This is a genomic window from Pseudoalteromonas sp. R3, assembly GCF_004014715.1.
Taxonomy (GTDB): domain Bacteria; phylum Pseudomonadota; class Gammaproteobacteria; order Enterobacterales; family Alteromonadaceae; genus Pseudoalteromonas.
On record NZ_CP034834.1, the window covers coordinates 1,101,374 to 1,115,922 of the forward strand.

10 protein-coding genes are annotated in these 14,549 nt (G+C 45.7%); 8 read left to right on the forward strand and 2 right to left on the reverse strand.

The genetic code is table 11. The features are described from left to right. Nucleotides 1-5: 5 nt before the first annotated feature. The 5 genes from ELR70_RS03985 to ELR70_RS04005 all read left to right on the forward strand — a co-directional run bounded on the left by ELR70_RS03985 (nucleotide 6) and on the right by ELR70_RS04005 (nucleotide 9,718). Nucleotides 6-1,484 (forward strand): hypothetical protein, encoded by a 1,479-nt coding sequence (locus ELR70_RS03985; RefSeq protein WP_054013556.1) that lies wholly within the window; start codon nucleotides 6-8, stop codon nucleotides 1,482-1,484. A 243-nt stretch (nucleotides 1,485-1,727) separates the two neighbouring features. Then, on the forward strand, nucleotides 1,728-2,390 hold the full coding sequence (locus ELR70_RS03990) for a PKD domain-containing protein (protein ID WP_054013555.1): 663 nt from the start codon (nucleotides 1,728-1,730) through the stop codon (nucleotides 2,388-2,390). A 553-nt stretch (nucleotides 2,391-2,943) separates the two neighbouring features. Then, nucleotides 2,944-5,445, forward strand: coding sequence for a hypothetical protein (locus tag ELR70_RS03995; RefSeq protein WP_128064476.1), 2,502 nt, complete (start codon nucleotides 2,944-2,946; stop codon nucleotides 5,443-5,445). Between the two features lie 15 nt (nucleotides 5,446-5,460). Continuing rightward, nucleotides 5,461-9,204, forward strand: coding sequence for a DUF637 domain-containing protein (locus tag ELR70_RS04000; RefSeq protein WP_054013553.1), 3,744 nt, complete (start codon nucleotides 5,461-5,463; stop codon nucleotides 9,202-9,204). Between the two features lie 4 nt (nucleotides 9,205-9,208). Continuing rightward, nucleotides 9,209-9,718 carry a hypothetical protein gene (locus ELR70_RS04005; RefSeq protein WP_054013552.1) on the forward strand — a complete coding sequence of 170 codons (510 nt, stop codon included), beginning with the start codon at nucleotides 9,209-9,211 and terminating at the stop codon, nucleotides 9,716-9,718. 321 nt (nucleotides 9,719-10,039) lie between these two features. Here ELR70_RS04005 and nfi read toward each other — a convergent pair whose 3' ends face one another. Both nfi and ELR70_RS04015 read right to left on the reverse strand, forming a co-directional pair. Further along, nucleotides 10,040-10,714, reverse strand: a complete 675-nt coding sequence (nfi, locus tag ELR70_RS04010; protein ID WP_054013551.1) for a deoxyribonuclease V — start codon at nucleotides 10,712-10,714, stop codon at nucleotides 10,040-10,042. Nucleotides 10,715-10,767: 53 nt separating this feature from the next. After that, nucleotides 10,768-11,298, reverse strand: coding sequence for a transporter substrate-binding domain-containing protein (locus ELR70_RS04015; RefSeq protein WP_241566277.1), 531 nt, complete (start codon nucleotides 11,296-11,298; stop codon nucleotides 10,768-10,770). 415 nt (nucleotides 11,299-11,713) lie between these two features. Here ELR70_RS04015 and ELR70_RS04020 point away from each other — a divergent pair, with 415 nt between their 5' ends. The 3 genes from ELR70_RS04020 (at nucleotide 11,714) to prpC (ending at nucleotide 14,505) form a co-directional block, all read left to right on the forward strand. Next, entirely contained in the window at nucleotides 11,714-12,385 is a 672-nt protein-coding gene (locus tag ELR70_RS04020; RefSeq protein ID WP_054013549.1) for a GntR family transcriptional regulator, read from the forward strand. A gap of 31 nt (nucleotides 12,386-12,416) precedes the next feature. After that, on the forward strand, nucleotides 12,417-13,295 hold the full coding sequence (gene prpB / locus ELR70_RS04025) for a methylisocitrate lyase (protein WP_054013716.1): 879 nt from the start codon (nucleotides 12,417-12,419) through the stop codon (nucleotides 13,293-13,295). Between the two features lie 88 nt (nucleotides 13,296-13,383). Beyond that, nucleotides 13,384-14,505, forward strand: a complete 1,122-nt coding sequence (prpC, locus tag ELR70_RS04030; RefSeq protein WP_054013548.1) for a 2-methylcitrate synthase — start codon at nucleotides 13,384-13,386, stop codon at nucleotides 14,503-14,505. The last annotated feature ends 44 nt before the right edge of the window (nucleotides 14,506-14,549 follow it).

A 14,549-nucleotide genomic window follows, 5' to 3' on the forward strand; every position in this document is an offset into this window, starting at 1 on the left:
ATGATATGAATCCAATTTACTCTACATTGCTGGTAATGCAGCTGGCCGCAGTGAGTAGTTATTCACTGAGTGCAGATACTCAAATGGCGAATAATGCTTTGACGGGCTCGGTCATTTCAGGTCTCATAAATGATCACATCGAAGTTGGTACAGCATACGACAGCCAGAAGAAGCGTTTTTTAAATGTACGGCCAGTCAGTGGTGTTGTTGATGAGAGTTTTGGTAATACTGAACTACAGTTCAAAACTGGCATCGATATGGGCTATGACGACATGCTGAGTATTCTCAATGGCAGTGTTGACACCAATGTGAACTTTCCTGCGGTACGCGTTTCGGCGGGAGCTTCGCTTGCTAAAGAAATGGCATCCAGTACTTACTCGAGTTCTTATACATTCAGTGCGTCCAGCACGCCAAAAAAACGTTTGTTTTTGCCTGTGAACCAGAATACGGGATATACCCTCTCACAAGTAGGGGAGAGCATTGCCAATAACTACCAGGCCAAATTGCAAACTTTGGTAGGTGATGAATTTGTCACTGCTGTTGAATATGGCGCAAACGTGCTGGTTAACTTAAAGATCGATTATGGAAGTAATAAAGACAAATCAGACATAGGCGGCTATCTGGATGTTGACTTGTATGGAGGTGTATTCAATGTCGGTGGGCAGCTCAGATATTTGCAGAATGACAGAAAATCGACGGTAAAAATAACGGTAAGAGCGGTACAGCAAGGAGGCGACCCAAAACAACTGCTTACCGTCATACCTAACAATATCATTACCTGTTCTTTGGATAATCCTCAGCCTTGTTTTGATATGTTTTATGAGGCGGTTAAATATGCAAAATCTGGATTTACTAGCCAACTGACCTCTCTCGGCGATTACAATGTCGTTCGTTATTATACAACTCGTTACGACAAATCATCACTTGCATTACGCGCATTGGTGCCTGAGTACCAGATAGTCAGAAATGCAACTAAATGGCTGACCACTGAGCTTGAGGACGACTTCAAGCAAGCCATTTTGGATGAGCAAAGAGCAACTAACCTGCTCAACAGCTATTATGCTTATTTACCTGAAGCACAACGCTTGGCCGTGGAGCGTATCAAAATACTTGCCTATGACAATGCCTGGTTTTCTTTCCATGCGGCTAAATATTGCCGGGATAACCCTTTCGGTTATGCCTGTGAAAACAAGGTTCAGGAAATGAAGCAGGCTTGCGTTCAACGAGGCAAGCCCTGTCCCGCAAACTACGATATAACAGATTTACAGCTACCGACTGATGAAGGCCAGGATTGGAAGCAGTGTGAGCTTGCCCGGCAAGAGGCTGTTCGCGCAGGCATTGTTTCTGGAGAGGATAGTGTAAGGTATCGAAATATGAGGTGGGCACCCACCTTTATAGATGCAAGCGCACCAGAGCGAGGGATTTTGAACTGGCGACAGTGTGAAGCTGCTTTGAGTACCTATAGTGTGACATTTCAGCAGTAGGACAAAAGCGTATGCCTGATTATAGGCATACGCTTGATTGCAAAGTTTTCATCTGGCACTGAACTTATACCTAATACAAGTGAATACATTTACACAGTTAAAGTAGTACTATTGGATGTATTAGTTAGCGTATTATATTTTATTTTTTAACGATTATGTTACAATGAACGCCGCCATACACTGGTTTCATCGAAGAAGCGTTAGTAGTCAGGTATGGTTCAATATCACTATCAGGGAGTGACTATGTACAAATTAATGATTGGCCTTTTATTTTTAATAACTTGCACTGTATCTGCGAGTGATGTGCAGTACTTCTGGCGGTTTGGTGATGGTTCGGTATCTCACGAGGCAGAGCCGGAACATGAGTACGCACAACCCGGTATTTATACTGTGACCCGAGAAGTGTATCAGAACGGAAAGTTACTGGAATCTTCCCAAAAGCAGGTTGACCTTATTTCTCCAAAAATAATAGGTCTGGTTATTTTGCAACCTGATACAATCGTGCTAGGTCAGAACACAGAATTTCTGGCAAATCTAACATCCAGTGAGCCGCTTGACATACATTATCAATGGTATGTTGCTGGTGAACCGATAACATCAAAAGCGGATACTGGAAAGTTAACAACTCAGTTTGCAGAGCTGGGTAATGTGGAGCTATCAGTTGATGCGATGTGGCAGGAAACTACGGTTTCCCGTGCAAGTGTTCAGTTGCAAGTTGTTGAAGCAGATGACAATAGTGAAAAACCTGGTACCGGCGATGGTAATAGCGATAATGGCAGTAAATTACCTGGTACTGATAATGGCAATACTCAAGGCGGCGACTCTGGTGGCAGCCTGAGTTTCTTGATTTGCTTGATGGCTGGTACGTTCTTACGGCGCACACTTTTTGGCAATAAGGTGAGCTGAACGTTTTCAACCGCCGTAGTTTACATTATGCATGGCAGCGAAGGCTGCCTGTAAATTCACCGAGTACATATATTATCCTGGCCCTCCTAACATCCAACCGCATTAATACATATCCAACTGAAGGAACTAAACCTGGCGATAGCTGTGCTAATAACTCTTGTTTAAAATAACTACACCTCAACTCATTAGCTCGCCTATTTTAGCCTCGCTAATATAGATGTTGGTGTCTTGCTTGTAGCTGGATATGTAAGTGGTGTTATTGTCTGGATTTCTTCACTTCAAGGTTATCTACTCGCGACTGCATAAGGATTGTTATTACAGGTAGCTGCCAGGGCCGTTAAAAGCTTAGTATACATGCTGTTCGGTACCCAGTTCCACTTCAACGCCTTTTCGATTAGCCACTCTATCTGATTTTTATTGTTGATAAACTATACGGGTCGCTGTAAAATTGCGCACTTTGTACCTATTGTGGTTAAAATATTTCGTTGGTTGTAAATCAAGGGTGAGAATGAACGTCAGGACATTGGTTTTTTATGTTTTTATTTTTGGGGTAATGTGTGCAACACTCGCCTCTCAGGTGGCCTATGCGGCTGGGTATTCTTACAATCCAAGTGCGGGCTTTTCAGTTGCGACGTATCCAAACGCAAACAGTGATTTTCTGGTTATTGATGGCACACAAAAGCTGGAACAGCTGAACTTCTCTCAGTTTAGTCAAAGTGGGAAGCCTCTGACTATCAGAGTCGCAGAGGATAGCCCACTTGAAACTTTGGTGATTACTTCACCAGATATGCTGCTAAACAGTAAAACAACGGTCGTGGGAAAGATGATTGATGTGGTGTTTGCAACCACCTCACCCGCTTTGACCTGTAGTAACTGTAGTTTTGAAAATATGGGCAGGGTTACGCTGCTAAATGGTACTTTTTCGGGTACCCACCTTGACTCCAGAAGTACCGGTAAGATCGATATTAACAACCTTTTTGCGCCAGGTATCCAATCTCTTGAATTGGTCGCAAAAAATATTGTTACTGCAGGTGTGATTGATACTAATCTAAGAGCTGAGCACCATCCTATGGGCGGGTTTTCGATATCACCAGAAGGAAACTACATTGTTGGCGCAGGTGGCATCAATCTCTATCCGGGCCAGTTTAGTATTAAGTATAGTAATCTTGATATTTTGTCGGCTACTACAACCACAACCCAATACAACCCCGGCGGTATATTCAAAGCTGCGAGTATAGGTATTGTAGCTGCGGGCACAGTCATAATTGGTCCGCAAACAGAGTTAAATACGCTTTCAGATGCACTGGCAACCAGTACCAGAATGAACGATTTCTATGCACCAAGTGAAGGAATATTCATTCAAATAGCCAAGAATGAAAAAAGTAGTATTGGCCTATCTGGAAAGTTATATTCCGACAACATAGTAACAGTGAAAAACCAAAGTAGGGTTACCGTATATAGCTCTGCCCACATTATGAGCAGTACATTTAAGGCGCTAACTGATGGGATTGTATACAACTATGGTCAAATTGACAGCGGCAGTATTGAATTTAAAGGGGCAAAGGTCATTAATCGTGGTCGCCTGACGGCTCAGAACATTGAAATTGACAGTGTGAGTGACGTGTACAATAGCTTTGGTGGTGTAATGCAAGCTGGCAACATTACGGCCACCTTGGCTAACGGTATCTTTACTAATGGCTCTCGAACTCCGAGTTTAAACATGCCTGCTCAGTTGCGTATGATGCCTCCAACAATTGACGTCACCAGTGCAGATCATGGTTTGTTCCAGAACATAACCAATAGTGGTGCCCACGAACCAAATCTCAGAGCCTATATCCACGCCAACTCTTTGTCTATCAGTGCAAAAGCGATAGAGAATATTAACCCTTATTCACTCGAAAAAGGGGCAAGTGAAAGCTGGGATTCTGGCATAAAAGTAAATACAAAGCAGGCTAACCAGGTCAGGATGTCTGCAGAGCACACATTGGAACTTAAAGCGACACACTACATTCGTAACGCCTCTGCGATTATGGCGCTTAATCAGGCGGGTAACTTTGACGTGAACACGCCCAAGTTTTACAACGAACGCTATCGCTTGGAAGCGACTACTTTTCTGGTATCACAAATTGCTTACGATGCGACTAAGAATGCAATATATAACGAGGTGCATGTTGGCACTGAATCTAAAATCACGGCGTACTCGCCACCTGGGCGTGTAATTAGCTACGGTAAGCTAAAAGTAAGTGATGGTAATAACACGGACTCCGATGAACAACTCGTTAATGCGTTTTCATACTTTGAAGTATTTGGGCAGAGCCATTTTCATCAACTTGAGTTGAAGTCAATCGGTCTTGAACTTACCAGAGATATTGCCACCTCTACTGTCAATAATATGCGCCGTTGTATGCTGGGATGGCGTTGTAGCACTGATTCTGTAACCACTTATGCAGAAGCTGAAACCTTACTGTCATTACAGGGGAGCGTATATGGCCTGAATGAGCAGCTGCTGTCAGAGACCGACTATACGCAAGAAAACATCAATGTTCAGAACCAGGTCAGAAGAGATGCCATTGATAAGTATAAGGCACAGTTTATCTGGGATAAATCTGCAACTCACTATTCTCGCATCACCAGTATTAAAGCGGAGGGGGATTGGCTCTCAGGCACCTATAAAGTGTGTATTGGGACGAAATACATTCCTTATGTTGGGTTTGATGTACCTAATTGTAGCAGCGATTCTTTCAGAACCAGAATATCAGAGCTAGTAGAAGAAGCCGTGAAAGATAATTTGGTAGGAACAACGGGTAAAACACATGCACAAATAAAACAAGCCGCCACTAATTTTATGGAGACGCTTCCTAAAAAGAACCCTTCAGTGTTTGCAGGCGTGGAAGGCAGAATATATCTGGCGTACGCCCTTAGCCATGGCGACACTATGGTGACTATTTCCTATGTTGAGCATGGAATACTGTACCGGCCTGGTTCTACAAATGAGAACTATAGTGAGCGATATAGCGAAACCATATCGTTTTCAACATTGATGACGCATCTGTAAGGGACTTTGAATAGTATGAAAAAGAACAACTTCAATCCTGAAAAGCCCGTATCATTATGGCAAAAGTGTGTTGGTTATCTGAATATTGCACTGCTGGTAGGTCAGTTGGGCTTGCCAACGCTTGCGCAAGCGTTTACCGCGTTTGATGCACACCAGGCTGCTGTAGAGCTTAATGCAGACCCCGCGTTTACTAAAGTGAGCAACTCAGACAGTCAATTTGTTAAATCAGAGTATGTGGTTGAGTCCTCTCAAGCGCGCTCAGCGCAAACCATTGAAGCATTCCATGCCAAGTTGGTTAAACATAAAAAAAGTGGCTTGAATCCGCCTATTTATATTCCAATCGTCAATAGTCGGGTTAACGTTATTTTTCCGCACTATAAGTTGCCCAAGAGAGTGGGTGACAGGTTTGTGCAATCGCGCATGGTGCGCTCGCAAATCTATAACCAGCTTAATCGTACTTTGATCAGTAGTTCGTATACCAATGAAACGCAGCAAATTAATGATCTGTATAACAATGCATATGAATTTGCGGGCTCTACAGCAACAAAGTTTGGTGACAAAGTTACAGCAAGTAACCTTAAGAGTTTTAATAAAAACTTTATCTGGCCAGAACTTCAGATCATCAACGGCGAGCAGGTGTTGGTTCCTGTTGTACACCTCACTCAAAGTACGATTGATAATCAAAGGGTTGATGGTCATGTGGCCGAATTTGGTGGCTCGCGGGCCGAATTCAGAAGTATTACTATTAAAAGTGGTACGCTCACAACTCAACATGATACCTTCGTCAGAACGGCCAAAGATCTCACCGTTATGCCCAAAGCCGAGATCCGAGCGGATGGTGACTTAAATCTGTTTGTAGGTGGCACGTTACAGAACCTCTCAGGTCGCCTCTCTGCGACACAGAACGTTGATATTGTGGCGGGTCAATACGTACAAAAAACAGTATTACACCGTTATAACACCGCTTATGGACAGGGCACCCGCCTTGGACAAATTGCCTCGGTTGATGGGCACAATATTCGTATTCACAGCTACGGCGATCTGATTGTCCAGGGAGGAGAGATTACCGGGAATACAATTGGTCTGCGCGCCGACGGTAACATTCGTCTGATCTCACAGCAAACCACTTATTCAAGTAATAAAGAATATAAAGGCTTTAAAGAAAGCGCTTCAGAGATAGAGCACTTAACCACCAAGCTCTCTGCCAAAGACAGTATTTACCTGATGGCATCGGGTGCGATTGAGCTTAAAGCCGCAGAGCTACATGCTGACCAAGGGGTTATCGAACTGCTTGCAGGGCAAGGGATCTTTATTGGTAACGAGTTCAATAAGATTGAAAAGACGACAAACAAAAAATGGGGTAAGACGACCGAGCAGGAGCAGGTACTCCAGACGGCAGCAATTCGCTCAGCACTCCACGCTGGTAAGGGGATATTGATAGCGTCGGATTATGGTGATGTAACGCTACAGGCAACCAAGCTTACCTCCGGCAGTGGCACAGAGATCAATGCTTACAATGGTCGTGTTAATCTTTTACTTGCCAAAGAGCAGGATCACTATTTTTACAATAAAGTGAAAAAAGGTACCTGGAAGATTAAAACCGAAACCAAACAGGACCAGGTCGATACTGCTGTCTACAATGAGGTGATCGGTGGGGTTAAAGTCCATGCTTCCCACGGTATTACGCTCGAGTTAGGTCAGTATGATGGAGAGCTTGTTGAAGATGTCATCTCAGAGTTCAGAGGGAAAGAAAATCTTGAGTGGATGGCTGATCTTTATGACGAAAACCGGTTTAAAAACAATCTGAAAATCGTTTCAACCGAGTTACTGAAAATTCATGAGCATAAAAAAACCAGTAATTTGAGCCCCGCAGCCATGGCTGTCATTGCTATTGCGGTTTCCGTTGCCATGGGCCCCGCTGGCACAGGGTGGATTGGCAGTGGTGCAAATGCCATTGGTCCAGCTTTCAATGGGCTAGTATCTGGGTCTGCAATGCAGGCCGGTGCTATTACTCTGGCAACTCAAGCCGCGACAGGCCTAGCAAGTGGTAAAGGGATAGACGGCACTATCAAGTCAATGCTTGAGTCTGACAACCTTCGTGCGCTTGCAACGTCTATGGTCACTGCGGGTGTCCTTAATAGTGAAACGTTCAAAAGCCTGGAGTTTTTCAATAGCGCTAATTTAACCAATGTTGCTGAGCAGAGCCAGACTGCAATTAGCATTGCAAATCAGGCTTCTCAGGCCCTGTTAAATGCCACAGCGAGCGCCGCGATTTCTACCATTATCGATGGTGGCGATTTAGGTGATTTCAAAGGCCAGATCCTCGGTAACCTGACCTCTTATGCAATTGCAGAGTTGGGCAAACAACTTGCGTCAGAGATTGGTGATGCTGTTCATTCGGATCCACCAAAAATTAACCAGGTTACGCGTTATCTGGCACATGCCGGAGTCGGGTGCTTAACGGGTACGCTTACCGCAGCAGCCAGCAACAGCGACAAAGGGCTAGGTTGTAGCAGCGGCGCTGGTGGTGCCGTAGTGGGTGAATTGGTTGCTGATGCACACAAAGAAATCAGTGGTTACTCCGACTTAGAAAAAGAGCTAAAAGACAAAGATAAAAAACTCCAGCAGTTATTGGGTGTGGAGGGGATTGAGGATATAAACAACCTGACTCCTGCGCAAATGCAGACGCTGGAAGATAACCTGATGGTCTTGGGGAACCTCGACTACAGTAAAGCCAAGTTGATGCAGTTACAGTCAGAAGGAGTTGATATTGCTAAGCTGGGCGCTGGGCTGGCAGCTTTCATTGCTGGCGGTGAAGTCAATATCGCTGCTAATGCAGGGGCGAATGCGGCCGAAAACAATGGTTTCTGGTTTGTTTTGCAAGGTGCTTACCTGTTATGGAAAGCCTATGACGCGATAGAAGCTGCCAGAAAAGTGATTGCCATTGGTAAGCGGTTAAATAAAGTTAAGAACTTACCTGCTGGGCAACAGGCAGCTGCTCGCAATGAGCTGATCATGGAGTTAGGCTTTACCCTGCTCGGTGATGTGGTGCTTGGGCAAGCGCCAGAGCAGGTGTTTAAGGCAATTAAGAAGCTGGCAAATAAGACCAAAATTGGTGCTGAGTTATCACTGCAATTGGATCAAGTGATTGACTCAATTGAACGTAAGGTTGAGTTTAAAGTTGCAGGCTATGCACCGGCAAACTACAACAACCCGGATCAAACGGCTCCTGGTGGTTTCAGTGATAAGGGAATTAAAGGACATGACACCCTTAAGAAAAGTGTCATACCAAAAGATAAATACACGCCTGCTGAGTGGAGCCTACTTAAGCACAATGCTAAAGCACACACGGTTGAAAGGCATGGTCCTCATGTTACCGATGAGCACCTGAAGCACAGAGCGAGCACGGGAGTCACACCAGATGGTAAAGATATGGGCAATCCGCCGCCACTGTCTTCAAAGTTTGGTTCTGACGCAGCACTGAAAGAGTCTCTACAAAAGGCGGCGCCTACAGGTGATTTATTTCAGCAAGCGTTGGCACTTGATAATGGTATTGAAGCTTCAAAGGGATCAATTAAGATTTCATTTGATGCAGGCAAGAGCATGGGCCATGGCTATAAAAAGGTAAATGGCCAAATGAAAAAGGTCAGTAACCTGACTAAAGTGGTTGTCCATTACAGACAAGACAACAATGGTGTATGGTACATTAATACCATGTATCCAAGTAATAAAGGCGTCAGCCCAGTTGATAAAGGTTAAATAAATGTTTGATTCTAAAAAGTTGGAGATTATTTATTGGGTTATATTAGCATTCAGGGATTATTATGTGCCTGGTGAATGCGAGGAAACCCCAATGGGCATGATGCAGGAGGGCATCGACGATTATCTTCAGGGATTTGATATTCAGGGAGGCCGATTTCGAATCGCAGATTTAAAGGAGGTATTGCTTTGTGCTTATCAGTCAGATATTGAACTGTGGTGGCGTTTTAATTGTTGTAATTTCAATGCGAAGCCTCCACTTCATGAAGCTCAAGAAGAAGATGATCAAGGCGTGCAGCGTGCCTGTGTTTTTTTCTGGGTTGAATATTTTGGATTGGGTAAGGAATTTATGGACCGTGAAAAGCTTGCTGAGTACAGGGACAAGTACCATCCTGAGATGCTCAAGTTGCTGGTCAAGTGCTGTGTCTGGGATGTCTTATTCCCGGGAGAAACCTTGCCCGGTTATACCGTGCCTACATCCGCAGATACATCGTCATTTGACTACACTGCTTAAATAGCTATTTAGCGATTCGAAAGCCAGCTTACTAGCTGGCTTTTTTGTTATTGGGCTGTGTGTATAAATACTCCAAACTGTCGTACCGAATGTATGCCGTCTACCGTTAGCTAATACTCAATGAATTGAGGACAACAGACTATGATGATTAATTATGGAACGTATATCCAAGGGCTTTGAGCTGTACGGATTATACGATAGGCGTTTGGAGCTTATGCTCTCTTTACAGGTAATGTTGGCAGAGCTTGTGTCATCAGGCTCTGCTATTTTCAAAGCACCTAATCCACGCCCTGCCAATCCTAATTGTGCAGGGCGTATTTGTCAGCCTTGTGCTTGTAGTGCTTTAAGCGCCCGATTCACTTGTTGATCGGCCTGACGGGTTGTTTCTGGCAGGCGATATTTCGGGGTGAGTTTGAGGATCCACTCTTTGGCAGTGCTTAGGCTAACTTTATGGCCGACAGAGACATACACTGGTTTAATGTTGTCCTGAGTCCGTAAAACCTCACCGATTACTTGTTCATCGTCTATCAGCGGCGCGCTGGCACCACGAGTTTCAAGTGGCGTTTCATGTGTGCCTGTGAGTCGTGTTTTACCACACCCTATGGTGGGAATATCCAGGACTACACCAAGATGACAGGCCAGACCAAAGCGCCTTGGGTGAGCCAGGCCCTGACCATCACACACTATCATGTCTGGTTTGTGGGTGAGTCGTTCAAACGCGGACAGCAATGGCGGCAATTCTCTGAATGAGAACAATCCAGGAATGTATGGAAAACGCACACTTTCGGTGACCACCTGAGTTTCAATGATCTCCAGTGTACTGGCATTTAACACCACAATGGCACCAACCAGTTGGTTTGTCGTGTCGTCATAGGCCACGTCCGTCCCTGCAATGGTGCTGATGGAGTCAAATTGATCTTCACTGATAACCTGAGCCGCGAGTGTTTCCTGCAGTGCTCGAGCTTCTGTTTCAGAGCTGGGGTGCTCTATTTGCATGCTAACCGCCTTATTCTTTGTATTGCTTCGCGATTTTATCGTATCTAAGCGACTTACTCAAAAAGCGCCTTACGATATAAGGGTGTATCAATCAGTTGCTGGTAGGCGGCGCGCAGCTGAGCAACCAGCTCCGGATCTGTGGCTAAGCTGGCTGCCAGGTAGCCTTTGATACTGAGTGGTTCAATATCCAGCACATAGCGAAACTGATCGTCGGGTAACTTCATTGCCTGCGCCATGGCGCTGATATAGCGCGGGTCGTCCACCACCAGGTCCACTTTGTGAGCCGCCAGTAAGTGGTAGGATTGTTGAATATCAGCGGTCTCAATAAATTCAAACCCCAGCTTATGCAATACCTGGGCAGCCACATCCTCTCTTTGTACGGCAAGTCGATATTGCTTGGCGTCTTCCAGTGTTTCAATTTGGATTTTTTGGGGCGATTGGTTTGTTACAAAACCGAGGTGAAACAGCGCTACGGGGCCAATCCAGTGAAACGATGTCTCTCGTTGTGGGGTTTTTGCCATGCTATAGATGAGCATATTGGGTTTGCTTTTGGCACTGTTCAGCGCGCGTGCCCAGGGATACATATAAAACTCCCCTCAAGTGCAGCTGTCTCCAGAATGGCTTTTACCAGTTCGGTGCTTACTCCGGCGACCTGGTCGTTGAGCCAGGTTTGATTGGGCGGGGATAACTCAGTGACTACGGTGAATTTAGCCCAACAGTGAAAACTACTCAGTAGAGTGACTAGCATCAGGGTAACGACTGTTTTTACCATCAAAAACATACCTTTTAATCAACATACGGATAAAAGTGTAGCAGGGTCCGGTTATCTTGCCCTTATTATTCAAGGTGCAAGCCAGTGTGTCGGTAAACAACCATAAATTTCATGAATACCGTCTATATTGTAAATTGTCGACAATCTGGTCCGGATCAGGTTGACGTATACGTAAAGCAGCACTATATTGTCTACAACTTTTAACAAGACCGGAAGGCAAATACATAATGAGCTTTATGCAAGAAAGTGCTGTAACTGCTTCTGATAAAGTATTTTTCCGGCTTAGGAAAGAGATTGTTGAAGGTGATATTCCGGCTGGCTCCAAGCTGAGTGAAATGGAATTGTCGACAAAGTATGAGGTAAGCCGAGCGGTTGTTCGGGAGGCGATAAACCGCCTGGAAGCTTGTCATTTGGTTGAGCGTCGTCCTAATGTGGGGGCCAGAGTGGTCTCGCTGAGCGAAGAAGGCCTGATGGAGCTATATCAGGTGCGTGAAGCTCTCGAAGGCATGGCTGCACGTCTGGCAGCGCAATTCATGTCAGATGAAGAAATTGCCAAACTCAATAGCTTGTTGAACGAGCAGTTCGACGAAGTCAAAGGCGGCGAATCTTATTATCAGGAAGCAGGCGATCTGGACTTTCATTATCGCATTATTGTCGGCAGCCAAAATCAGCAGCTTATTGCCATGCTGAGCAATGGTATTTATCACCTGGCGCGAATGTATCGTGTGCAACTCGGCATGGCCGGACCACGCGTTACAACAGCCTACGACGAACACAAGCACATAGTGCGTGCCATCGCAAATCGGGATGCCGAGTTGGCAGAAATGCTGATGCGCCGCCATATTCAATATTCTAAAAATAATATTGCCACCAAGTTAACCAAACAGCATCAGTCATAATCGGGGAGACACACTTATGAGTACAGGGATCATCAGCGCAGGTAAAAGATTCCGCGACGCGCTAAAAGCCAATCAGCCACTACAGATCGTGGGCACCATTAATGCCTACAGCGCCATCATGGCGAAAAAAATCGGTCACCAGGCTATCTACCTGTCTGGCGGCGGCGTTGCGAATGCCTCTTATGGTCTGCCGGACTTAGGCATTACCTCTCTAAACGATGTGATTGCGGATGTTCAGCGTATTACGTCAGCCTGTGATTTGCCTCTGATGGTCGATATCGACACGGGCTGGGGCGGTGCATTTAACATTGCTAAAACCATTCAGGAAATGCAAAAAGCGGGTGCCGCTGCTGTGCATATGGAAGATCAGGTAGCGCAAAAGCGCTGCGGTCACCGTCCTAATAAAGAGATAGTGTCGACAGACGAAATGGTCGACCGTATCAAAGCGGCGGTAGATGCGCGTACCGATCCAGACTTCTTCATCATGGCGCGTACCGACGCGTTCGCACAGGAAGGTCTTGCAGCGGCTATTGAGCGTGCTAAAGCCTATGTTGCAGCTGGTGCAGACGGTATTTTCGCAGAAGCTGTGCAGACAGAAGAGCATTATCGTGCATTTGCCGAAGCGCTGGATGTGCCTATTCTGGCGAATATCACCGAGTTCGGTAAAACAGAGCTGTGGAATAAAAAAGAGCTGGGTGAGTGGGGCGTCGACATGGTGCTTTACCCACTGAGTGCGTTCCGCGCAATGAACAAAGCCGCAGAGATGGTGTATCAATCAATTTTAGAAAACGGCGATCAGAAAGCCGTCATCGACAGCATGCAAACTCGTATGGACTTGTATGATTATCTTGGCTATCACGAGTACGAGCAAAAACTCGACGCATTGTTTGCGCAAGGTAAGAACAAATAAAAAGTTTAAAGGATAAAGATAAAGCCGCGTTCCTGCGGCTTTTATCACAATGAAATTAACCAGCAGGTAAAATTCAGGAGACAACAAAATGGCTAAAGTATTAAGCGGTGCAGGCCTTCGCGGTCAGGTTGCGGGTAAAACAGCACTTTCAACAGTGGGTAAATCAGGCTCAGGCCTGACTTATCGTGGCTACGACGTAAAAGACCTGGCTGAACACTGTCAGTTTGAGGAAGTCGCATATCTGATCCTAAAAGGTAAGTTGCCTAACCAGCAGGAGCTGGACAGCTACAAGGCACTACTAAAATCTCAGCGCGGCCTGCCACAGGCACTAAAAGAAGTGTTGGAGCGCATTCCGGCCGACGCACACCCAATGGACGTACTGCGCACCGGTTGTTCTATGCTGGGTAACCTGGAAGGTGAGCACGACTTTGAACAACAGCAGGCCATCACAGATCGTATGCTGGCATGTTTCCCAAGCATCATCTGTTACTGGTATCGCTTTAGCCATGATGGTGTGCGTGTTGATGTTGAAACAGACGATGACTCAATCGGCGCACACTTCCTGCATATGTTGCATGGCGAAAAGCCAAGCGAGTTGCATGAGCGTGTAATGCACGTTTCACTTATTCTGTATGCAGAGCATGAGTTCAATGCCTCTACCTTTACTGCACGTGTGTGTGCTTCTACGCTGTCTGACATGCACTCTTGCATCACAGGTGCTATCGGCTCGCTGCGTGGTCCTCTGCACGGTGGTGCGAACGAAGCGGCAATGGAAATGATTGAACGTTTTGAGTCGGCAGATCACGCCGAGCAGGAAATGATGGGTATGCTGGAGCGTAAAGAAAAGATCATGGGCTTTGGTCACGCTATCTACTCTGAGTCTGATCCGCGTAACGAAATCATCAAAGGCTGGTCTGAAAAGCTGGCTGCTGATGTGGGTGATACCGTGCTTTATCCGGTTTCTGTACGTTGTGAAGCGGTTATGTGGCGCGAGAAGAAGCTGTTCTGTAATGCGGATTTCTTCCACGCGTCGGCTTATCACTTTATGAAAATCCCAACTAAGCTGTTCACGCCTATCTTTGTAATGTCGCGTTTGACAGGTTGGGCAGGTCACGTGATGGAACAAAGAGCAGACAACCGTATCATCCGTCCGTCAGCGGAATATACTGGTGAGGAACTGCGTCCGGTTCCAGCTATGTCTGAGCGTTAATCCTCAAACTTAACATTCGTTACTGTATGGCACAGATCACCGAC

Bases quoted from the DNA above. Each gene is read 5' to 3' on its own strand.
- ELR70_RS04005 (WP_054013552.1), top strand. From the start codon at position 9,209: ATGTTTGATTCTAAAAAGTTGGAGATTATTTATTGGGTTATATTAGCA.
- ELR70_RS04000 (WP_054013553.1), top strand. From the start codon at position 5,461: ATGAAAAAGAACAACTTCAATCCTGAAAAGCCCGTATCATTATGGCAA.
- ELR70_RS03995 (WP_128064476.1), top strand. From the start codon at position 2,944: ATGTGTGCAACACTCGCCTCTCAGGTGGCCTATGCGGCTGGGTATTCT.
- ELR70_RS04015 (WP_241566277.1), bottom strand. From the start codon at position 11,298: ATGTATCCCTGGGCACGCGCGCTGAACAGTGCCAAAAGCAAACCCAAT.
- ELR70_RS03985 (WP_054013556.1), top strand. From the start codon at position 6: ATGAATCCAATTTACTCTACATTGCTGGTAATGCAGCTGGCCGCAGTG.
- ELR70_RS04020 (WP_054013549.1), top strand. From the start codon at position 11,714: ATGAGCTTTATGCAAGAAAGTGCTGTAACTGCTTCTGATAAAGTATTT.
- prpC (WP_054013548.1), top strand. From the start codon at position 13,384: ATGGCTAAAGTATTAAGCGGTGCAGGCCTTCGCGGTCAGGTTGCGGGT.
- ELR70_RS03990 (WP_054013555.1), top strand. From the start codon at position 1,728: ATGTACAAATTAATGATTGGCCTTTTATTTTTAATAACTTGCACTGTA.
- nfi (WP_054013551.1), bottom strand. From the start codon at position 10,714: ATGCAAATAGAGCACCCCAGCTCTGAAACAGAAGCTCGAGCACTGCAG.